The sequence below is a fragment of the Hydrogenophaga atypica genome (genome assembly GCF_042665215.1).
In the GTDB taxonomy this organism is placed as follows: Bacteria; Pseudomonadota; Gammaproteobacteria; order Burkholderiales; family Burkholderiaceae_C; genus Hydrogenophaga; species Hydrogenophaga defluvii_A.
In genome coordinates, this window is the sequence record NZ_JBHTCA010000015.1 from 22,757 (window position 1) to 44,637 (window position 21,881).

Annotated in this window: 19 protein-coding genes; 5 read left to right on the plus strand and 14 right to left on the minus strand. The window is 66.1% G+C overall.

Annotated features, from left to right (window positions below; translation table 11 throughout):
• Positions 1–10 precede the first annotated feature (10 nt).
• Entirely contained in the window at positions 11–865 is an 855-nt protein-coding gene (locus tag ACFQPB_RS16390; protein ID WP_382225534.1) for a phytanoyl-CoA dioxygenase family protein, read from the minus strand.
• Positions 866–990: 125 nt separating this feature from the next.
• Between ACFQPB_RS16390 and ACFQPB_RS16395 the strand changes: the two genes are divergently transcribed.
• A complete protein-coding gene (locus tag ACFQPB_RS16395) occupies positions 991–1,755 on the plus strand; it encodes an AraC family transcriptional regulator (protein WP_382225537.1) in 765 nt (254 codons plus the stop codon).
• Positions 1,756–1,759: 4 nt separating this feature from the next.
• Here ACFQPB_RS16395 and ACFQPB_RS16400 read toward each other — a convergent pair whose 3' ends face one another.
• Positions 1,760–2,842: a BMP family ABC transporter substrate-binding protein gene (locus ACFQPB_RS16400; RefSeq protein WP_382225540.1), complete on the minus strand. Its 1,083-nt coding sequence runs from the start codon at positions 2,840–2,842 to the stop codon at positions 1,760–1,762.
• 153 nt (positions 2,843–2,995) lie between these two features.
• On the opposite strand from ACFQPB_RS16400, the gene ACFQPB_RS16405 reads away from it, so the two are divergent.
• Positions 2,996–3,508, plus strand: a complete 513-nt coding sequence (locus tag ACFQPB_RS16405) for a MarR family winged helix-turn-helix transcriptional regulator (RefSeq protein WP_382225543.1) — start codon at positions 2,996–2,998, stop codon at positions 3,506–3,508.
• Positions 3,509–3,520: 12 nt separating this feature from the next.
• Here the strand turns inward: ACFQPB_RS16405 and ACFQPB_RS16410 are convergent, their stop codons facing one another.
• From ACFQPB_RS16410 to ACFQPB_RS16420, 3 genes are read right to left on the minus strand one after another with little or no spacing between them, the layout of a single operon-like run.
• Entirely contained in the window at positions 3,521–4,621 is a 1,101-nt protein-coding gene (locus ACFQPB_RS16410; RefSeq protein WP_382225546.1) for a quaternary amine ABC transporter ATP-binding protein, read from the minus strand.
• Positions 4,614–5,501: an ABC transporter permease gene (locus ACFQPB_RS16415; protein WP_382198837.1), complete on the minus strand. Its 888-nt coding sequence runs from the start codon at positions 5,499–5,501 to the stop codon at positions 4,614–4,616. Before ACFQPB_RS16415 ends, ACFQPB_RS16410 begins: the two co-directional genes overlap by 8 nt.
• A 3-nt stretch (positions 5,502–5,504) precedes the next feature.
• The gene (locus ACFQPB_RS16420) at positions 5,505–6,551 is read right to left on the minus strand and encodes an ABC transporter substrate-binding protein (RefSeq protein ID WP_382225549.1); all 1,047 of its coding nucleotides are present in this window, start codon (positions 6,549–6,551) and stop codon (positions 5,505–5,507) included.
• A gap of 288 nt (positions 6,552–6,839) precedes the next feature.
• Here ACFQPB_RS16420 and add point away from each other — a divergent pair, with 288 nt between their 5' ends.
• Positions 6,840–7,844, plus strand: a complete 1,005-nt coding sequence (gene add, locus ACFQPB_RS16425) for an adenosine deaminase (RefSeq protein WP_382225551.1) — start codon at positions 6,840–6,842, stop codon at positions 7,842–7,844.
• Positions 7,845–7,847: 3 nt separating this feature from the next.
• Here the strand turns inward: add and ACFQPB_RS16430 are convergent, their stop codons facing one another.
• From ACFQPB_RS16430 to ACFQPB_RS16465, 8 genes are all read right to left on the minus strand, one after another.
• Positions 7,848–8,882, minus strand: a complete 1,035-nt coding sequence (locus tag ACFQPB_RS16430) for an adenosine deaminase (protein ID WP_382225554.1) — start codon at positions 8,880–8,882, stop codon at positions 7,848–7,850.
• On the minus strand, positions 8,879–9,853 hold the full coding sequence (locus ACFQPB_RS16435) for a Rieske 2Fe-2S domain-containing protein (protein WP_382225557.1): 975 nt from the start codon (positions 9,851–9,853) through the stop codon (positions 8,879–8,881). The genes ACFQPB_RS16430 and ACFQPB_RS16435 overlap by 4 nt, the downstream gene beginning before the upstream one ends.
• 73 nt (positions 9,854–9,926) lie before the next feature.
• Positions 9,927–11,069: a BMP family ABC transporter substrate-binding protein gene (locus ACFQPB_RS16440; protein ID WP_382198832.1), complete on the minus strand. Its 1,143-nt coding sequence runs from the start codon at positions 11,067–11,069 to the stop codon at positions 9,927–9,929.
• A gap of 45 nt (positions 11,070–11,114) precedes the next feature.
• A complete protein-coding gene (locus tag ACFQPB_RS16445; protein ID WP_382225560.1) occupies positions 11,115–12,035 on the minus strand; it encodes an ABC transporter permease in 921 nt (306 codons plus the stop codon).
• Position 12,036: 1 nt separating this feature from the next.
• Complete coding sequence (locus ACFQPB_RS16450; RefSeq protein ID WP_382225563.1) at positions 12,037–13,101, minus strand: ABC transporter permease; 1,065 nt, start codon at positions 13,099–13,101, stop codon at positions 12,037–12,039.
• On the minus strand, positions 13,088–14,632 hold the full coding sequence (locus tag ACFQPB_RS16455; protein ID WP_382225565.1) for an ABC transporter ATP-binding protein: 1,545 nt from the start codon (positions 14,630–14,632) through the stop codon (positions 13,088–13,090). The genes ACFQPB_RS16450 and ACFQPB_RS16455 overlap by 14 nt, the downstream gene beginning before the upstream one ends.
• A 106-nt stretch (positions 14,633–14,738) precedes the next feature.
• Positions 14,739–16,040, minus strand: a complete 1,302-nt coding sequence (locus ACFQPB_RS16460; protein ID WP_382225568.1) for an NCS2 family permease — start codon at positions 16,038–16,040, stop codon at positions 14,739–14,741.
• A gap of 56 nt (positions 16,041–16,096) precedes the next feature.
• On the minus strand, positions 16,097–17,047 hold the full coding sequence (locus ACFQPB_RS16465; protein ID WP_382225570.1) for a LysR family transcriptional regulator: 951 nt from the start codon (positions 17,045–17,047) through the stop codon (positions 16,097–16,099).
• Between the two features lie 95 nt (positions 17,048–17,142).
• On the opposite strand from ACFQPB_RS16465, the gene xdhA reads away from it, so the two are divergent.
• Positions 17,143–18,651, plus strand: coding sequence for a xanthine dehydrogenase small subunit (gene xdhA / locus ACFQPB_RS16470; protein WP_382225573.1), 1,509 nt, complete (start codon positions 17,143–17,145; stop codon positions 18,649–18,651).
• Positions 18,648–20,954, plus strand: a complete 2,307-nt coding sequence (xdhB, locus tag ACFQPB_RS16475; protein WP_382225576.1) for a xanthine dehydrogenase molybdopterin binding subunit — start codon at positions 18,648–18,650, stop codon at positions 20,952–20,954. Before xdhA ends, xdhB begins: the two co-directional genes overlap by 4 nt.
• A 14-nt stretch (positions 20,955–20,968) precedes the next feature.
• Here xdhB and ACFQPB_RS16480 read toward each other — a convergent pair whose 3' ends face one another.
• Positions 20,969–21,802: an NAD(P)H-binding protein gene (locus ACFQPB_RS16480; protein ID WP_382225579.1), complete on the minus strand. Its 834-nt coding sequence runs from the start codon at positions 21,800–21,802 to the stop codon at positions 20,969–20,971.
• Between the last annotated feature and the right edge of the window lie 79 nt (positions 21,803–21,881).

The window sequence follows — 21,881 nt, forward strand, 5'->3', positions numbered from 1 at the left end:
GGCATAGTGGCTATAGGGCTGAGGGGCTCGGCACAGGGAACAGCACGGGGAACAGCGGGTGGTCCATGGGCGCGCCGGCGGGCAATTCGGCCTCCAGGCCGGGAAAGGCCGGCGAGGTCTTCCAGGGCCGGGGCGCATGCCGCATGTCATCGCCCAGCATGCGCACCGAGAACACGCGCCGGCGCCGGCCCGGCTCCACGCCCGCCGAGGCGTGCAGCGTCAGCATGTTGAAGGCGATGGCATCGCCCGGCTCCACCGCCCAGCCGACGATGTCATGGGCGCTGCGGTTGGCCTCGATGTCGGGCAAGTCGGCCAGGCTGCCCTCGGGGAACCACTTGGCCTCGTGGGTCATGAAGGAACGCGGCATGAGCCAAGGCCCCTTGTGCGAACCCGCCACAAACTCCAGCGTGGCTGGGCGCGACACCGGATCGACCGGTATCCAGAAGCTCACGTTCTGGCTGCCTTCGACGTTGTAGTAAGGCTGGTCCTGGTGCCAGGGGGTGCGCTGCACCGTGCCGGCTTCCTTGGTCAGCATGTGGTCGTGGTAGAGCCGGACCGTGGCGCTGCCGGTGAGCCGTGCCGCCACGGCGGCCAGGGCGGAGGTGGTGATGACCTCCCGGTAAGCGGCGTTTTCCTGCCAGTTGCAGAAGTCTTCGATGAACAGGCCTGGGTCGTCCGGCCGGCTGGCCACCTTGGCGCGTGGGCTGGGCGCAGCCAGGTTGGCGTCAAGCCCTTCACGCAAGCGCTGCACCTCGTGCGGTTTGAGCACGCCCCGTAGGCACACCACGCCGTCGCGCTCAAAAGCGTGGGCGAGTTCGGGCGATACCACGGCATCGACGAAGGCATTGGGTGGGGAAGTGTTCATGCTACGTGTCTCCTCAGGGTCAAAACGACCGGTTGGCGGCCGGTTGGATCGGATGACGCAGTCTAATTTGTCTGCCTGTATTCAAATACGCCTGTTCAGACAACCCGTGAAGCGATAGCGACAACATGACTCCGCCCGCCCCCGCCCCAGCACTTGAATTCAAGGTCGTCCACGTGCGTGCCGGCCATGAGGATGCGCCCGCCACCCACGACACCGGGCAGTTTGTGCACGCCATCTCGGGCGTGATCGAAGTGGGCATGGGCGGGCGCGTGCTGCTGGCACCGCCGCAATACGGGGTATGGATTCCACCGGGGCTGGAACACGTCTCCAGCAACCGCCACGAGGCCAGCTACGCCACGCTGTACGTGCCGCAGCCGTGGTGCGCCGAACTGCCTGCCCAAGCCTGCACCTTGGCGGTGAACCCGCTGATGTTGGCCCTGCTGGACAGCTTGCGTGAAGGCACGACGACATGGCTGCACGCGGCCAAGGCGCAGCGCCTGTTGTGGGTGCTGCTGGACCAGCTGACCGAGGCGCCGCCGCACGACAGCTACCTGCCCATGTCGCAAGACCCGCTGCTGGCGCAGGTGCTGCACGCGCTGCAGGCCCAGCCTTGGGACACACGCTCACTGGCAGACTGGGCCGGCAGCGTGCACACCACCGAGCGCACCCTGGCCCGGCGCTGCCAGCGCGACCTCAACATGCCCTTCAACGAGTGGCGCCAACGCCTCAAGGTGCTCAAGGGCATCGCCCTGCTGGAGGCGGGCCACGCGGTCAAACGCGTGGCCATGGACCTGGGCTACAGCGCGCCGTCCGCGTTCATCAGCATGTTCCAGCGTCAGGTGGGCCTCACCCCGCAGGCCTACATGCAGCACAAACGCGCGACGCGTTAGGCGCTCACTTGGGCAACTTGCTCAACACGCCTTCGGCCAGCCAGTTCATGTTGAGGATGGCCTCGTCCGTCAGGGTCTGCCCTTTGGCGATCACCACACGGCCCTCGTTGTCCTTCACGTCGATGCGGGCCGCAAACGGGTGCAGCTTGCCGGCGGCGATGTCCTTCTGACGCGCCAACACCTCTTCGCGCACCGCGGCAGGCACCTTGGGGCCGAAGTGATCGACCCGGATCATGCCGTCCTTCACCCCGCCCCACACACGCTCGCTTTTCCAGGTGCCGTCCAGCACCGCCTTCACGCGCCGCGTGTAGTAGTCGCCCCAAAGGTGGGTGACGGCGGCCACTTGCGCGTCGGGCGCCACTTTGCGCATGTCGGAGTGGTAGGCCACGGCCAGCTTGCCGCGCTCCTGCGCGGCCACCATCACCGCCGTGCTGCCGGTGTGAAAGGCCAGCACCTCCGCCCCCTGGTTCATCAGCGTCATGGCCGCGTCGCGCTCGCGCGGCGGGTTGAACCATTCGCCCAGAAACACCACCCGCAATTCCGCCTTGGGGTTGACCGAGCGCATGCCCAGTGTGAACGCGTTGATGCCTTGCAGCACCTCTGGGATGGGGAAACCCGCCACGTAGCCGGCCTTGGACGCCAACCGCCCCGCTGCCACTCCGGCCAAGTAGCGGCCTTCGTAGTAACGCGCGTTGGACACCGCCACGTTGGCCGCCGTTTTGTAGCCGGTGACCGACTCGAACTTCACGTTCGGAAACGACGCTGCCACTTTGAGCGTGGGCTCCATGTAGCCAAAGCTGGGGGTGAAGATGATCTGGTGGCCCTGCTGCGCCAGGTCGCGGATCACACGTTCGGCGTCCGGTCCTTCGGCCACGTTTTCCACATAGGTGGTCGTGACCTGGTTGCCCAGCGCGGCTTGCACGGCCTTGCGCGCCTCGTCGTGCTGGCGCACCCAGCCGGCATCGGTGAGCGGCGCGACATACACAAATGCGGCCTTCAGCGGCGCTTGTGCAGGTGCGGGGGATTGGGCGAAAACGGGGGAGAAACAACAAGCGGCCACGAGTGTGGCTGCGAGGTTTTTGTACATGGTAGTCCTCTACATGGCGCCGAGACAAAGAAAAACCCAGACCACCGGCACAATGGTCTGGGGGCCCACATTCTAAGGCAGTGCCTGTTTTTGCAGACGCGGTGCGGACGCGGGGCTGGCATGATGATGCCCCTGCCCCCACAGCTTTGTCCCGTGCGAAAACCGGTCACACCCCCCTCCACCGCCCCGTCCGAGGCGCCCGCCGCCCAGCGCACCCGCGTGCTGCGCCAATTCCGCGTGGTGTTTGGCGCGGTGCGACAGCACTTCCACCAGATCGAGAAACAGGCCGGTGTGGGCGGCGCCATGGTGGCGGCGCTGGGTTACATCCAGGGTCAACCGGGCATGCGTGTGTCCGAGTTGGCGCAGGCCATGGACGTGCACCAGTCCACCGCCAGCAACCTCATCAAACAGCTGGTGCAGCGCGGTCTGATCAGCTCTGAAAAAGGCGAAGAAGACCGGCGCAGCGTGCGCCTGCAGGTGTTGCCCGCCGGGCAGGCGGTGCTGGCCAAGGTGAGTGGCCCGCGCGAGGGGGTCTTGCCGCGTGCCCTGGGCACCTTGTCCGACGACGCCTTGTCGCACCTGGAACAAGGCCTGGAAGCGCTGCTGGCACAACTGCCGGTGGACCAGGAAACGCCGGCCGCGCGCACGCCGCTGGCCGACTTGTAAGCCCGTCGCGCCTCAGCCGGCGTCGCTGCGCGGCGGCACCATGGCGGCAATGATGTCGGCCATGGCGATGGTGCCCAACACCCGGCCTTTGGCATTGACCACGTTGGCCAGTTCCCTGCCCTCGGCGCTGAGCAGGCGCGCGGCTTCTTCGATCACCAGGCCGCTGTCCACACGCGGGCCTTGCACCGGCGCGCCGGCACGCATCAAGGTGCGGCAGCGGATCACGCGGCCGCGGTTGACGTCGCGCACAAAACTGGCGATGTAGTCGTCCGCCGGTTGCAGCACGATCTGCTGGCCCGTGCCCTGCTGCACCACCTCGCCGTCGCGCAGGATGGCGATGCGGTCGCCCAGGCGCAAGGCTTCGTCCAGGTCGTGGGTGATGAACACGATGGTCTTGCCAATCTCCTGCTGCAGGTCGAGCAACACACTTTGCATGTCGGCGCGGATCAGCGGGTCCAGCGCCGAAAAGGCCTCGTCCATCAACAACACGGGCGCGTCGTTGGTCAGCGCGCGCGCCAGGCCCACACGCTGCTGCATGCCACCCGAAAGCTGGCTCGGATAGTGCGACTCGTAGCCGCTCAGGCCCACGCGCTCGATCCAGCGCATGGCCTGTTCGCGCCGCGCCTTGCGGGCCACGCCCTTGATCTGCAGACCGTATTCGGTGTTCTCCAGCACGGTGAAATGCGGGAACAGCGCGAACTTCTGGAACACCATGGCGGTGCGCTCGCGGCGAAAGGCGCGCAGGCGCTTCTCGTCCATGGCGGTCACGTCGTCCGCACCCACTTGAACCAAGCCAGCGGTGGGATCGATCAGGCGGTTGATGTGGCGGATCAGCGTGCTTTTGCCCGAACCCGACAGACCCATGATGACCTGGATCTGCCCGGCCGGCATGTCCAGATCGATGTGGCGCAGGCCCAGCACGTGGCCGGTCTGCTCCAGCAACTGCGTTTTGCCCATGCCTTCCATCACCAGCGGCAGGCACGATTGGGGGTGGGGGCCAAACACCTTGTACAGCCCCTTGATGGACACACCCACGGCGCTGCTGCTGTGGGCGGTGGTCTCGCTGCCGGCGGGCGCCATCGCGCCCATCGACAAGGTGGCGGCTTCAGACATGGCTTCCCTCCCGGTTTTTTTGCAGGCGCAGGCCGTAGGCTTGCGAGACGCGGTCGAACACAATGGCGATCACCACGATGGCCAGGCCGTTGAGCAGGCCCATGGCAAAGTACTGGTTGGTGATGGCACGCAGCACCGGTTGCCCCAGGCCTTGCACACCGATCATCGAAGCCACCACCACCATGGACAGCGCCAACATGATGGTCTGGTTGACACCGCCCATGATGGTGGGCAAGGCCATGGGCAGCTGCACCTGGCGCAGCTTCTGCCAGGCCGAGGAACCGAACGCGTCGGCGGCTTCCAGCAGGTCGTCGCGCACCATGCGGATGCCCAGATCGGTGAAGCGGATGATGGGCGGCACGGCGTAAATCACCACCGCAATCAGGCCCGGCACGCGCCCAATGCCCAGCAGCATGACCACCGGGATGAGGTACACAAAACTGGGCATGGTCTGCATCACATCCAGCGCCGGGCCAATGATCCGGCGCACGCGGTCCGAGCGGCTCATCAGCACGCCAATCGGCAACCCAAGCACCAGCGCCACCACCGTGCACACGAAGATCATGGAGATGGTCTTCATGGTGTCGTCCCACATACCCAGGGCACCCACACCCAGCAGCGCGAGCATGGAGGCGACCGCAATCTTCCACGAGCGGCTGGCCAGCCAGGCCAGCAGCCCAATGCCGCCCACCACCAGGGGCCAGGGCGAGGTGGTCAGCAGCCGCTCGCTGGCCAGCAGGAAGTCGCGCAGGGGGTTGAACAAGGCCTCCATCGCCTCGCCATGGGTGCGGGTGAAGGCACGGAACTCGCTGTCGATGAACAACCGCAGCGCGCGCAGCTTGTCCTCATCGATGGCGGGAAATTCAAGCAACACGTTCATGGCTCACTCGCCCACGGCCGCACGCACCTTGGCCGCCACCTCGGCGCTGACCCAGGGCTCCCACACGGTTGGCTGGGTTTTGAGGAAGTGGCGCGCGGCGTCGGCACCGTTGGCCTGCTTCTCCGTCATCCAGGCCAACAAGCCGTTGACCGTGTTGTTGGACCAGCCGCGCTGGCTCAGGTAGTCGTAGGCCGGGCCGGCTCGCTTGCGGAACTCATCGGTCACCACGGTAAAAACCTCGGCGCTGGCCCAGTCGGTGCGCACCGGCGCGGCGCAGTCGGCACGTGTATTGCACGCCTCGAACGCGGCCTTGTCGTGGGGCACCCCGGCGTCGAGCTTGACCATCTCGTACCGGCCCAGAATCGCGGTGGGCGCCCAGTAGTAACCCAGCCAGCCCTGCTTGCGCTCGTAGGCCTTGGCAATCGAGCCGTCCAGGCCGGCGGCAGAACCCGTGTCCACCAACACAAAGTTCTTGTCCTTGGCGCCCCAGGCCTTGAAGGCGTTTTCGGTGGTGATCTGGCAGTTCCAGCCCGACGGGCAGTTGTGCACGGCACCTTTGCCCTTGGCCTCGGGGGCGGGGAACAGCTCGGGGCGCTTGAGCACATCGTCGATGGTCTTGATGTCGGGGTGCTGGTCGGCCACGTATTTGGGAATCCACCAGCCCTCCACGCCGCCATCGGGCAGCGAGCGCGCGGCGTAGTGCAGGCGGCCCTCTTGCACCGCCGCATCCAGCGGCTGGCGCACTGCGTTGATCCACGCCTCGGGCGCCACGTCCGGCTGGCCCTTTTCCATCATCGAGGTCAACGTGGGCATGGTGTCGCCCGGCACCAGCTCCACCTCACAACCGTAGCCGGCGCTCAAGATGATCTGATCGACGTTGGCCAGCACCTCGGCCGACTGCCAGTTCATGTTGGCCACCTTCACGCGGCCACAGGTCGGTTCGCTCGTGGCCGCAGCGGTGGTGGCCACCGGCGGCGACTCGGATTTGCTGCAGGCGCTCAGCGCCAACACACAGGCTGCGGTGGTGGTCAGACGGGTGGAAAGTTTCATGGGTCCTCCTGATGAATGAGGTCTGATGCGCCTGCGAACTGCGGCGCCCACCCTGCGTGCCGGGCTGTGCGGCGACGGGGGCAAAGACGGGTATCGGACAAGCCACGCGTGGCGCGCGACCAAGAAAAGCGGTGGCATGGCGCCACCTGAGCGCTGTAATTATATTTGCACAAATGTAATTAAGTCAAGCCAGATGGCAGAAGCGTTGGCATGCTGGACAGGTGAGCACCATGGGTTTCATACGGGTGCGCGTATGTCCTGCCCTTCTCCGGCACCGATGATGGCGCGATGGAAACGATCCCCACACTGCAACGCCTGACGGCCCTGCCTAAAGCGGAGGTCCACGTCCACCTGGAAGGCACCTTCGAGCCCGCCACCCTTGCGCACTGGGCGCGCGAGGCCAAGGTGCCCATGCCGCGCCCGCGCGAGCGGCTGCTGCAGTTCGAAGGGCTGGCCGACTTCCTGTACTTCCTGGACTGGGCTTGTGGTCTGGCCAACACGCCAGAACGCGTGGCCACGCTGGCACGGGCGTTCTGCGAACGCCTGGCCGCCGACGGCACCGGCTACGCCGACCTCATCGTCAACCCCACACACTGGAGCGCCTGGCACGGGCGCCTGCGTGCCTTCATCGATGCGCTGGACGCAGGCTTTCGAGAGGCCGAGCAAATGGGCCTGCCCCGCGTGGGCCTGTGTGTGAGCCTGCTGCGCACCCAGACTGCGGACGAAGCCACCGAACTGGTTGGGCTGCTGGCGGGCTGGCGCCACCCGCGTGTGGTGGCCTTGTCGGTGGACGGCAACGAGGCCACGGCCGGCCGCACCGGCCCGCGTTTCGCCGACGCCTTCCGCCGCGCCGGTGAAGCGGGCCTCAAGCGCACCGTGCACGCGGGCGAATCCAGCGGTGCGGAGGGCGTGCGCGACGCCATCGAACTCTTGCAGGCCGACCGCATCGACCACGGCGTGCGCGCCATCGACGACCCGGCCGTCGTTGGCCTGCTGGTGGACACCGGCATCCCGCTGGGCGTGTGCCCCAGCTCCAACCTGGTGCTCAAGGTCTATCCCTCGCTGGACGCCCACCCGGTGGAGCGCCTGCGCGCGGCCGGGGTGCGGCTCTCGCTCAACACCGACGACCCCAGCCTGCTGGGCACCACACTGCCACACGAATACGCGCTGTGCGCCAAACACTTCGGCTGGGGCGACGACACTCTGCGCGCACTGGCCGGCACGTCAATTGCCGCGAGTTTTGCCGACGCCGACACGAAGGCACGGCTGCACGCGCAGCTCGCGGCCTGGTGAGGCTCAGGCCAGGAAGGCGGCGTCCACCCGGTCCAGCATGGCCCGCTTGGCCGCTGGCGCCAGGAAGCTGGCCTCGAAGCTGTTGCGCATGAGCGTGTAGGCGTGCTGAGCCGTGAGGCCGGTGGCGGCGAAGGTCTGCAGGAAGTTGTCGTTCATGTAGCCGCCGAAGTAGGCCGGGTCGTCGGAATTGACGGTGGCGCACAGACCGGCGTCCAGCAGGCGGCCCAGGTTGTGGTCGGCCAGGTTGGGGAACACACACAGCTTCTGGTTGGACAGCGGGCACACGGTGAGCGGGATGCGCTCGGCCGCGAGTCGCTTCATCAGCGCGGCGTCGTGGGTGGACTGCACGCCGTGGTCGATGCGCTCGACCTTGAGCACGTCCAGCGCGCTCCAGATGTACTCGGGCGGGCCTTCCTCGCCCGCGTGGGCCACCAGGTGCAGGCCCAGCTCGCGGCAGCGCGCGAACACGCGGGCAAACTTTTCGGGCGGATGGCCGAGCTCGCTCGAATCCAGGCCCACGCCGATGAACTGGTCGCGGTGCGGCAGCGCATCTTCCAGCGTGGCGAAGGCGTCTTCTTCGCTCAGGTGGCGCAGGAAACACAGGATCAGGCTGGCGCTGACGCCCAGCTTCGCTTGCGCGTCCTGGCAAGCGCGGTACAGGCCGTCGATCACGGTCTTCATCGCCACACCGCGCGCGGTGTGGGTCTGCGGGTCGAAGAAGATTTCGGTGTGGATGACGTGGTCGGCCTGCGCCTTGAGCAGGTAGGCCCAGGCCATGTCGTAGAAGTCCTGTTCGGTGATCAACACGCTGGCACCGGCGTAGTAGATGTCCAGAAAGCTCTGCAGGTTGCTGAAGGCATAGGCACGGCGCAATTCGTCCACGCTGGCGTAGGGGATGGCGATGCCGTTGCGCTGGCTCAAGGCAAAGATCAGTTCAGGCTCCAGCGAACCTTCGATGTGGATGTGCAACTCGGCCTTGGGCGCGGTGCGCAGCAGGTCCACCAGACGTTCTGCGGAGATGGGGGGCAAGGTGTTCATGCGATGACTCCAAAGGTGATGCCACTGTCGCGCAGGAAGCGGCGGTAGGCAAGCGACACGCGGTCGGCCGTGGTGTGTTGCTCGGCGCGCGGGTCCAGCGGCAGGCACTTGGGGTGTTGCGACTCCAGCACCGGCTGGTCCTGCGTGAAGATGGTGTGCTGGAACGCCCGCAGCGCCTCGTCGCTGGAAGCAAAATCAGCCACAGCCAAACGGAACCAGACCCGGCTGGTCTCGGGCGTGAGCGGGCAGATGAACAGGCCGATGGCCTCACGGTAATCCCCCAGCGCCGGGTCGTCCGGGCGTTTGGTGAGCACCGCGCTGAAGGGGCCGGTCACCTCGTAGGTGTAGTCCACCATGGCGCCGCCGCTGGACAAGCGGTTGGACTGCGGCTGCCAGGCCTGGCAACCGGTGGCGATCAGCCCGGTGGGCGTGCGCTCCACCGGGTGGTCGTGGTGGGCGGCATGGCCACGTTCGCCCAGCCATCCCTCGTGCACAAACGCAAAGTGGGTCATGTCGAGGAAGTTCTCGACGATGCGTGGTGCGCTGGTGGCCACGTCATACGGACCACAGTTCAGCTTGCGCAGGCGGCTGTCGCTTTCGGTGGAAAACGCGGGCAAGTCCCCGCTATCGCCATCCACGCGCACCCAAATCAGGCCGTGCGCTTCTCGCACACCCACGGTGCGCAAACGCTGGCTGGCGGGGGGAACGAAGTCCGGCAGCGCGGGCACATGGCGGCAGGGGCCATCGGCGTCAAAACGCCAGCCGTGGTACGGGCACTCCAACTGACCGTCACACACGCGGCCGAGGGACAGGCGGGCACCCCGGTGTGGGCAACGGTCGTGGGCGGCCGCCAGGTGCCCGTGCCCGTCGCGCCAAAGCACCAGCGCCTGCCCCAACAGGTGCACGGCATGTGGCCGTACTTCAACATCGGTGCTTTGCGCCACGGGCAGCCAATGGGTGTATTCGTTCATGTGAGCCTGGAACAAAAAGGGCCACCCCGAGGTGGCCCGTTCGCGGCAAAGGCGCGCTCGGCGCCCTGCCCGCTTATTGCGGCACCTTGCCTTCCACGCCCTTGACGTAGAACTTGATGCCACCCAGGAAGGCGTCATCGGCCTTGGCGTCCTTGGCCAGCACTTCCTTGCCGTCCTGGCCCACGATCGGGCCGGTCCAGGGGTGGAAGCTGCCGTCCTTCAGGCCGGCCTTGACAGCGTCGACCTTGGCCTTGACCTCGGCGGGCACGTCCTCAGCGACGGACACCATGTCGATGGCGCCTTCCTTCACACCCCACCACACCGAGCCGGTGGACCAGGTGCCGTTGAGTGCATCGCCCACGGCCTTCTTGTAGTAAGGGCCCCAGTTGATGACGGCCGAACCCAGGTGGGCCTTGGGGCCGTAGGCGGTCATGTCCGAGTCCCAGCCAAAGGCGCGTTTGCCCATCTTCTCGGCGGTTTGCAGCACGGCGCTGGAGTCGGTGTTCTGGAACAGCACATCCACCCCCCCGTTGATCAGCGAGGTGGCGGCTTCGGTTTCCTTTGGTGGGTCGAACCAGCTGTTGACCCAGACCACCTTGGTCTTGATCTTGGGGTTGACCGACTGCGCACCCAGCGTGAAGCTGTTGATGTTGCGAATCACTTCCGGGATGGGGATGGAGCCGACCACACCCAGGGTGTTGGTCTTGGTCATGCTGCCCGCGATCACGCCCGCCATGTAGGCACCTTCGTAGGTGCGGCTGTCGTAGGTGCGCATGTTGTCGGCGGTTTTGTAGCCGGTGGCGTGCTCGAACTTCACGTTTTTGAAGTCGGCGGCGACCTTGAGCATGGGCTCCATGTAGCCGAAGGTGGTGCCGAAAATCAGCGTGTTGCCTTGTTGGGCCATGTCGCGGATCACGCGCTCGGCGTCAGCGCTTTCAGGCACGCTCTCGACGAAGCTGGTTTTGACCTTGTCGCCGAACTCGGCTTCCATCGCCTTGCGGCCGTTGTCGTGCGCGAAGGTCCAACCGCCGTCGCCCACCGGGCCGACATAGGCGAATGCAATCTTCAGCGGCTCGGGCTTGGGCGCCTCGGCCACCGGGGCCGGTGCGGGCGCAGGCGCCGGCTCTTCCTTCTTGCCGCAACCGATCAGCACCGCGCTGGTGAGTGCCGAAAGGGCCACCGTTTTGAGGATGGTGCGTTTCTTTTGGTCTGTCATGTCGACTCCTGAGGGACGTGGGTTGAAAAACACAAAAACAGCAGATTATGAGCCTGGGTAGAACGGCTTGCCGATGGAGGTGGGCATGTTGACGCGAATCCACGCCGGGTTGCGCGAAATCAGCACCAGCACCACCACCGTGGCCAGGTAAGGCAACATGGTCAGGAACTGACTGGGCACGTTCACGCCAATGCCTTGCAGGTGGAACTGCAACATGGTCACACCACCGAACAGGTAGGCTCCCAGCAAGACCCGTGCCGGGCGCCAGGTGGCGAAAGTGGTGAGCGCCAACGCGATCCAGCCCTTGCCGGCAATCATGCCCTCCACCCACAGCGGCGTGTAGACGGTGGACACATAGGCCCCCGCCAAGCCGCACAAGGCGCCACCGGCCACCACCGCCATCAGGCGGATGCGGCGCACCGGGTAGCCCAGCGCGTGGGCCGACTCGGGGCTTTCGCCCACGCTGCGCAGCACCAGGCCCGCGCGGGTGCGGTACAGGAACCAGATCAGACCGAGCGTGAGCGCCACCCCGACGTACACCATGGGGTGGTGTTTGAAGAGCGCATTGCCCAGGAAAGGGATGTCGGACAGCAGCGGAATGGCGTGCTGGGCCTGCTCGGGCAACTTGGCCTGCACGTAGTTGATACCGGCAAAGGCCGAAAACCCGCCGCCAAACAGGCTGAGCGCCAAGCCCGTGGCGTACTGGTTGGTGTTGAGCCAGATCACCAGCAGGCCAAAAATGGCCGCCAGCACCGCGCCGGCCGCCATGCCGGCCGCAAAGCCCAGAGCGGTGCTGCCGGTGGTGGCCACCACCGCGAAGCCGGCCAGGGCGGCACACAACATCATGCCTTCGGCCCCGAGGTTGACGATGCCGGCCTTCTCGTTGATGAGCAGCCCCAGGGCCGCAATGGCCAACACGGTGCCGGCGTTGAGCGATGCAGCGATCAAAAGTGCGGTGGATTCCATCTCAGACTTTCTTCGCAATGAACTTGATGCGGTAGGCAATCAACGTGTCGGCCGCCAGCAGCGAGAACAGCAGCAGGCCCTGGAACACGCCAGTGATGGATTTGGGCAGCCCCAGGCGCGACTGCGCCAGTTCGCCACCGATGTAGAACATGCTCATGAGCAGGGCCGAGAACACAATGTCGACCGGGTGCAGCCGCCCCACAAAGGCGACGATGATGGCCGCAAAGCCGTAGCCGGCCGGTATGTAGGGCGTGAGCTGGCCAATGGGCCCGGCCACCTCCAGCGCGCCCGCCAGACCCGCTGCGGCACCCGAGGTGAGCAGCGCAATCCACAGCGCCGTGCGTGACGAAAAACCGGCGTACCGCGCCGCCGCTGGCGCCAGCCCACCCACCTGCTGGGCAAAACCCGAATAGGTGCGGAACAGGAACAGCCAGGCACCTGCGACACCGGCCAGCGCCAGCAGCAGGCCGATGTTGACGCGGGAACCGTCGATCAGGCGCGGGATTTTGGTCACCGCGTCAAAGGTTTTGGTCTGCGGGAAGTTGTAGCCCAATGGGTCTTTCCAGGGGCCGTACACCAGGAAGTTGAGCACCTGCACCGCCACGTAAACCAGCATCAGGCTGACCAGGATTTCGTTGGCGTTGAAGCGGTCGCGCAGCAAGGCGGTGATGCCCGCCCAGAACATGCCACCCAGCACCCCGGCCAGCAAGATGGCAGGCACGATCCAGGGGCCCGTCGTCTTGTCGGCCAGCAAGGCCACACCACCGGCGGTGATGGCGCCGATGATGAACTGGCCTTCGGCGCCGATGTTCCACACGTTGGAGCGGAAACACACGGCCAGGCCCAGGGCGATGATGAGCAGCGGCGTGGCCTTGACCATCAACTCGCCAATGGCGTAGACGTTGCGAATCGGCTCCCAGAAAAACACCTGCAGACCACGCACCGGGTCTTTGCCCAGCGCCACGAACAGGATGACCCCAATGACCACCGTCACCAGCAGGGCCAGGATGGGCGAGGCGTAGCCCCAGAAGCCGGAGGGCTGGGCGCGCGCTTCAAGCTTGATCATGGGCCACCTCCGCTTGCACGGCCGCCGCAGCGCCCTGGTTCCACAATCCCGACATCCATTCCCCGATCTGCGTCACCGACGCCTTGCTGCGGTCCACGCTGGGCGACAGCCGCCCTTTCGCCATCACGTACAGGCGGTCGCAAATTTCGAACAGCTCGTCCAGCTCCTCGCTCACCACCAGCACCGCACAGCCGGCGTCGCGCAGGGCCAGGATTTCACCGCGTATCTGGGCCGACGCGCCCACGTCCACGCCCCAGGTGGGTTGGCTGACGATGAGCAGCTTCGGGCGGGCCTCGATCTCGCGGCCGACGATGAACTTCTGCAGGTTGCCACCCGAAAGCGACTTGGCCGCGGCGTCCGGCCCGGCCGTCTTGACCTTGTAGCGGGTGATGATGTCTTGTGCCTGCTCACGCAACACGCCCAGCTTGAGCCAGCCGCCGGCGCCAATGGCGTCACGGCGCGACAGCAGCAGGTTGTGTGCCAGACCCAGGGTGGGCACCGCGCCACGGCCCAGGCGTTCTTCCGGCACAAAGTGCAGGCCCAGCGAACGGCGCTTGCCCGGCCCGAAACGCGACACGTCCGTGCCGCTCACGCTGATGCTGCCGGCCGGCGCGCGGCGGTCTTCGCCCGACAGGCAAAACAACAGTTCGCCCTGCCCATTGCCCGACACGCCCGCAATGCCCACCACCTCGCCCGCGCACACGGTGAGCTGCACGCCTTCCAGGTCGGTGCCAAACGGATCGTCGCTTTTCAGGCTCAGACCACGCACCTGCATCACGGCGACACCGGGCCGCTGCTCGCGCAAGCCCAAGGCCGGCGGTTCGGCCCCGATCATGAGGCGGCTGAGGGACGCGTTGCTCTCCTGCTGGGGGTTGCACACACCCGTGACCTGGCCACCGCGCAGCACCGTGCAGGCGGTGCACAGCTCGCGGATTTCGTGCAGTTTGTGGCTGATGTAGAGGATGCTGCAGCCCTCGGACGCCAGCTTCTTGAGCACCACAAACAGCTTTTCCACCGCCTGTGGCGTGAGCACCGAGGTGGGTTCGTCAAGAATGAGCAACTGCGGCTGGGTGAGCAGCGCACGGATGATCTCGACCCGCTGCATCTCGCCCACGCTCAGGGTGTGCACCGGGCGCTCGGGCGCGATGTCCAGGCCGTACTCGGCGGCCTTGGCGCGGATGCTTTCGGTCACCTCCTCCAGCGTCAGGCTTTTGTCCAGACCGAGCCACACGTTTTCCGCCACGGTCAGCGTGTCGAACAGGCTGAAGTGCTGGAACACCATGCTGATGCCCAGCGCCCGCGCCTCTTGGGGGTTGCGGATGTGCACCGGTTTGCCGTTGAACAACACAGCGCCTTCGTCGGGTTTGACGGAGCCGTAGATGATCTTCATCAGCGTGGACTTGCCCGCGCCGTTTTCGCCCAGCACGGCGTGGATTTCCCCGGGGGCGACGGTCAGGTGCACGTCCTTGTTGGCCACCACGCCGGGGTAGCGTTTGGTGATGCCCGTCAGTTGCAGTCGCGATGTGGTCAATCAGTTCTCCTCGAACTCAGATTCTGCTCAAAAGTTCAGGGCGGCATTGTCGCCGCCCTGATGGATAGCACCTAGCAAACACCGGGCCGTTGGCAAACGGCCCTGCTCAGTGCCCTCCGATGTAGACGAATTTGAACAGGAACACGCCACCGATGGCCCACACCATCTTGTGCACTTCCTTCGCCTTGCCGGTGAACAGCTTGAGCACGGCGTAGGTGATGAAACCAAAAGCCAGGCCGTTGGCGATGGAGTAGGTGAAGGGCATGACCAGCGCGGTCACGGCGGCGGGGATCACCTCGGTGGTGTCGTCCCAGTCGAGTTCGGTGAGGTCGCGCAGCATCAGGCAAGCGACAAAAAACAGCGCCGGTGCCGTGGCGTAGGCCGGCACCACGCCGGCCAGCGGCGCAATGAACAGACAGGCCAGGAACAGCACCGCCACCGTCAGCGCCGTGAGGCCCGTGCGGCCACCGGCTTGCACACCCGAAGCACTTTCAACGTAGGCCGTGGTGCTCGACGTGCCCAGCAGCGCACCGGCAAAGATGGCACCACTGTCGGCCAGCAGCGACTTGTTCAAGCGCTCCATCTTGCCAGGCACCAGCAAGCCGGCGCGTTTGGCCACGCCCATCAGCGTGCCCGTGGCATCGAACAGCTCGACCAGGAAAAACACCAGCACCACGTTGACCAGCCCCACCGACAGCGCGGCCTTGATGTCCAGTTGCAAAAAGGTGGGCGCGATGGAAGGCGGCATCGAAAACACGCCGCGGAACTCGTTGCCGGCGAAAAAGAACGATGCGACGGTCACCGCCACAATGCCGATCAGGATGGCGCCTGGCACCTTCAGCTTGTCCAGCACCACGATCAACATGAAGCCGAGCACGGCCAGCACCACCGGTGGCTTGTGCAGTTCGCCCAGCGTCACGAAGGTCGCGGGCGATGGGGCCACGATGCCCGCGCTCTTGAGCGCAATCAGGGCCAGGAACAGCCCGATGCCCACCGTGATCGCGTAGCGCAGCGAATGGGGGATGCCTCGGATGATCAACCCGCGCAGCCCCAGCAGCGTGACCAGCAGGAACAGGCAGCCCGACACGAACACCGCGCCCAGCGCCGCCTGCCAGGTGAAGCCCATGTTCACCACCACCACGTAGGCGAAATAGGCGTTGAGCCCCATGCCCGGCGCGAGTGCGATCGGGTAGTTGGCGTACAGGCCCATGATGGTGGTGCCCAGCGCCGCAATCAGGCAGGTGGCCACAAACACGGCGTCCTTGGGCATGCCCGCATCGCCCAGGATGGATGGATTGACGAAGATGATGTAGGCCATCGTCAGGAAGGTGGTCAGGCCCGCCACCAGTTCGGTGCGCACCGTGGTGCCGTGTTCCTGCAGTTTGAACACGCGTTCGGTCCAGTTCATGGGTTGTGTCTCCTCTTTGTTGTATGTTTTTGGTCAGGGGTGCGGCCAGGTGGTGGCTACGCAGCCGCCTCATGCGGCGGCGCGCGCAGCGAGGCCGCCACCGCCTTGATCTGCTCGCGCAGCCAACGCCCGGCCTTGGACGCATGGGTGCGCTCGTGCCAGAGCTGGTAATACATCATGCGAGGGAATTCCACCGGGCAAGGCAGAACGCGCACGGGCAGGCTGGCGGTGAAACGTTCGCAGTACTGGCGGCCCGTCGTCAACACCAGCAGGCTGCCGGCCACCATGGCCGGGATGAGTGCGAAATGGGGGCAGCGCGCGGTGATGTTGCGCGCCAAACCTTGTGCGGCCAGGTGGTCGTCAATGAAGCCCCGTGCACCGGGATGGGTGGGCGTGGGGGCGATGTGTTCGGCGGCGAGCCACGCGGTTTGGTCCCAGCCACGGCGCACCGCCGGGTGGTGTTTGGCCACCAGGCACACCACCTCGTCGCCAAACAGGCTGCCCAGGTGCAGGTCGTCTGGCGGTTTGGGCCAATTGCCAATCACCACTTCGTAGTGCCCCTGGGCCAGGTGGGTGCGGTAGTCGGCGTCGGCCGACAAGGGGTGGATCTCGATCTGGCAACCAGGTGCCAGGGCCTTGATCTGCGTGACCAATTGGGGCAGGAAGGCGGGGTCGAGGTAGTCGCTGGCGGCCAGGCTGAAGGTGTGGCGGGCGGTGGCCGGGTCGAAGGCGCGCGCATCGGAAAACAGCACCTCGGCGCTGCGCAGGATGTCGGCCGCTGGCGCGATCATGCGCAGGCCGGCTTCGGTGGGCACCATGCTGGCGCCGGAACGCACCAGAAGGGGATCACCCGCGAGTTCGCGCAGGCGCTTGAGCGCCGCACTGACCGCCGGCTGGTACATGCCCAGACGCAGCGCCGCACGCGACACGCTGCGCTCGGTGAGCACGGTGTGCAGCACGCGGATCAGGTGCAGGTCAATCTTGTCGAACATGGGCATGTATTTCATACCTGGACACTGTATGCGTTGATCGTGTTCTGAACATTCCCGTCATATGCCTGAGCATATGTTGTGCCACGGAGCGGGACGCTATGCTGGCGTTCATGAAGCCTCAAACCTCCGGACAAACCCTGAGATTCGTGCGCCGCGGCGAGACCGTGACGCTGAATCACGTCGCACCCGACCGCACCCTGCTGGACGTGTTGCGCGAAGACCTGCACCTCAGCGCCACCAAAGAGGGCTGCGGCGAAGGCGACTGCGGCGCCTGCACCGTGGTGCTGGGCGAACTGGTCGATGGCCAGCTGCGGCACAGGGCCATCAACAGCTGCATCCGAATGGCGCATTCGGTGGATGGCATGGCGGTCTATACCGCCGAGGACATCGCAGCGCCCACCGGCGAACTGCACCCGGCACAAGAGGCGATGGTGCAATGCCACGGCAGCCAGTGTGGCTTCTGCACACCGGGCTTCGTGATGAGCCTGTTCGGCATGTACCAGAACACCGACAAGGGCCAAGGCATCACCCGCGAGCAGGCCCAAGTCGATCTCTCGGGCAACCTGTGCCGCTGCACCGGCTACCGCCCCATCCTGGATGCGGCGCAACAGATGGGCGATCTGCCCCTGCCTGCCGGCTGCGCGGTGGATGTTGGCGCCACGGTGGCCGCGCTCAAGGCACTGAAGAAAAAACCGGCCGCCGACACCCCTTACCTGCGCCCCACCACACTGTCCGCTTTGTTGCAGGCGCGCGCCGCCCGCCCCAAGGCGCAGGTGGTGGCCGGCTGCACCGACGTCGGCCTGTGGGTGACCAAACAGCACAAACGTTTTGAGCAGGTGCTGGACGTGACCGCCGCGCGCGAGCTGCAACGCGTCGAAACCTACAAACACCACATCGCCATTGGTGCGGCCGTGTCGCTCACCGACGCCTTCGCCGCGCTGGTGAAGGAACGCCCGCAACTCAAGACCTTCAGCCAGCGCTTCGCCGGCCTGCCGGTGCGCAACTCGGGCACGCTGGGCGGCAACGTGGCCAACGGATCGCCCATCGGCGACTCCATGCCACTGCTCATCGCGCTGGGTGCCAGCGTGGTGCTGATGCGCTGGAAAAAGACCGCCGCCGGCGGCGAGATCGCCCACCGCGAATTGCGCCTGGAAGACCTCTACACCGGCTACCGCACCAACGTCATGCGGCCCGACGAACTGGTGGCCTGGATCAAGGTGCCCCGTCCCACCCAGGACGAAAAACTGGCGGTCTACAAGATCAGCAAACGCTTCGACGACGACATCTCGGCCATCTGCCTGGCCATCCGGCTGGAGATCGCAGGTGGCGTGGTGCGAAGCGCGTCCATCGGCGCCGGCGGCGTGGCCGCCACACCCGCCCGTGCACGGCACACCGAGGCCGCTCTTTTGGGCCAACCCTGGACCGAGGACACGGTGATGGCCGCCATGGACACCCTGCGCGGCGAGTTCCAGCCCATTTCCGACATGCGCGCCAGCGCCGCTTACCGGCACACCGTGCTGGGCAACCTGCTGCGCCGCTTCTGGCTCGAAAGCCAAGGCCAACAGGCCATCAACCTCGAACAACTGAACGGTCTGAAAAGCCTGGAGGTGACGGCATGAACGCCCCCGATCTCAAACTGGTTGCCGACAGCACCCGCGCTGCTGGCGTCTCGCGTTTCCACGAAAGCGCGCGCGCCCAGGTGGCGGGCACCGCCACCTACATCGACGACATCCCGGAGGTGCGCGGCACCCTGCACGCGGCACCGGTGTGCTCGCCCATCGCCCACGGCAAGCTGAAAGGCCTGGACGCGAGCGCGGCCCTGGTCCTGCCCGGCGTGCAAGGCTTCGTCAGTGCGGCCGACATTCCCGGTGACCCCATCCTGGCCGCCTTCGGCCACGACGAGCCCGTGTTCGCGCAGGACAAGGTGTTGTTCATCGGCCAGGTGGGCGGGCTCATCCTGGCCGACGACGCCATGACCGCGCGCCGCGCCGCGCGCCTGGTCAAGTGGGACATCGAGACGCTGCCGCCGGTGCTCACCCCCCAGGAAGCCCACGCCGCGCAGAGCTATGTGCTGCCGCCAGTGCACGTCAAGCGCGGTGATGCCGCCGCCGCGCTGGCGCGTGCACCGCACACGCTGGAAGGCCGTTTCGAGGTCGGTGGGCAGGAACACCTCTACCTCGAAGGCCAGATCGCCTACGTGCTGCCGCTGGAACAAAACCAGTGGTGGGTGTACTCCAGCACCCAACACCCCGGCGAGGTGCAGCACTGGGTGTCGCACGTGCTGGGCTTGCACAACCACGCGGTGAAAGTGGAATGCCGACGCATGGGCGGCGGCTTCGGTGGCAAAGAAACCCAGGCCGGCCACCTGGCGGTGTGGGCCGCCGTGGCGGCGCAAAAGCTCAAGCGCCCGGTCAAGCTGCGGCTGGACCGCGACGACGACTTCATGATCACCGGCAAGCGCCACCCCTTTGCCTACAGCTACCAAGTGGGCTTTGACGACAGCGGCCTGCTGTGTGGCCTGAAACTGGAGATGCTGGCCAACTGCGGCTTCTCGGCCGACCTGTCCGGCCCCGTGGCCGACCGCGCCATCTTCCACGCCGACAACGCCTACTTCCTCGAAGACGTGGCCGTCAGCAGCTACCGCTGCAAGACCAACACACAGAGCCACACCGCCTTCCGTGGCTTCGGTGGCCCGCAGGGTGTGATCGTGATCGAACGCATCATGAGCGACATCGCCCGCCACCTGGGCCTGGACGCACTGGACGTGCGCCTGCGCAACCTGTACGGCATCGAGAACCGCAACGTCACCCACTACCAGATGCAGGTGGAGGACAACATCCTGGAGCCGCTGATGACCACGCTGGCGCAGACCAGCCGCTACCGCGAGCGCCATGAAGCAATAGCCGAGTGGAATGCGAGCAGCTCGGTCATCAAACGCGGCATCGCGCTCACGCCGGTCAAGTTCGGCATCAGCTTCACCGCCACGCTGTTCAACCAGGCCGGCGCGCTGGTGCACGTTTACACGGACGGCAGCGTGCAGGTCAACCACGGTGGCACCGAGATGGGCCAGGGCCTGAACACCAAGGTGGCCGCCATCGTGGCCGACGAGCTGGGCGTGCCCTTCGAGCGCGTGCTCTCCACCGCCAGCGACACCAGCAAGGTGCCCAACGCCAGTGCCACCGCCGCCTCCAGCGGTACCGACCTCAACGGCCGCGCGGCCCAGTTCGCTGCCCGCAACGTGCGCGACAACCTGGCCAGCTTTGTGGCCGGTCTCGACGGCTGCGGCGCGGGTGCGGTGCGCTTCGTCAACGGACAGATCATCAGCCCGAGCAAAACCCGACAGTGGGAGGACGTGGTGGGCGCGGCCTATGCCAACCGCATCCAGCTCTGGAGCGATGGCTTCTACCGCACGCCCAAGATCCACTACGACAAGGTGACCATGCTGGGGCGGCCCTTCTACTACTTCTCGTACGGTGCGGCCTGCACGGAAGTGGCCATCGACACCCTCACCGGCGAATACCGCGTGGTGGCGGTCGACATCCTGCACGACGTGGGCCAGAGCATCAACCCGGCCATCGACATCGGTCAAATCGAGGGCGCGTTTGTGCAGGGCATGGGCTGGCTGACCACCGAGCAACTGGTGTGGAACAACAAGGGCTACCTGCAAACCCACGCACCCAGCACCTACAAAATCCCGGCCACCGGCGACGTGCCCGAGCACTTCAAGGTGGCCCTGTGGCCCGAGCCCAACCGCGAGGACAACGTGTTTGGCAGCAAGGCCGTGGGCGAGCCGCCCTTCATGCTCGGCATCAGCGTGTACGAGGCCCTGCGCGACGCGGTGGCCCAGGCGGGCGGGCAGCCCGATGCGATGAACGCACCCGCCACCGCCGAGGAAGTGCTGCGCGCCGTGCAGGGCTTTTGACGCCCTGCTGAACCTCAGGCCCAGTGGGCCTTGAAGTCCTGTGCGTACCGCTCCAGGCGGATGGGCGCCTGGCCGGTGATGCGCTGGACGGCATCGGTGGTGCGCTCGGCATAACCGGCCTTGAATGCGCCCAGGATCACCAGCAGGAACTCGGCGTAATCGGCTGGCAGGCCCGCGCCCAGCAAGCCTTGGCGCATCGCGTCTTCGGGGATGTCGGTGTAGCCGATGGCGCGGCCCGCTGCCTGCGAAAGGATGGCCGCCACCTGGTGGTGGTCAAACGCCTCGCTGCCCGTGAGGTCGTGGGCCGCGTTCACGAAGCTGTCTGACGACAACAGCTTCGCGGCCACGGCGGCCACGTCACGGGTGTCGATGAAGCTGCCTTTGGCATCACCCACGGGCAAGAAGATCTGGCCCTGGCTCTGGATGCCGTGCAACCAGAAGGTGTGGAAGTTCTGCATGAACCAGTTCGGGCGGATCACGTTCCACGCCAGGCCCGAGCGCTCCAGGTGCAGTTCGGCTCGGCGCAGGGGGATGCTGTCGTCGGCATTGGCCCCCATGGCCGACAACATCAGCAGCTTGCGCACACCGGCGGCCTTGGCGGCATCGATGGCGGGGATCAGCAGCTCGTGTTGGTTGGCGAAACCGGGTGGGCACATCAGGAACAGCTGATCGGCCCCCGCCAGCGCGGCCGCGAGGCCCTCACCCGTGCCCATGTTGACCGTGACTTCACCGGCTTGTGTGGCCACGCGGCTGGTGGCGCGGCGAACGGTCTGGCCTTGGGCCGCGAGCAGGTCGGCCAAGGTCGAACCGATTTGGCCGCTGGCGCCGATCACGAGGGTGGTGGTCATGAAAAAACTCCGTGTGTGGTTGAACGAGCCCTCAGTGTGTCCGGTATCGACAAGAACCTGAATGCATGAAATGCCACCA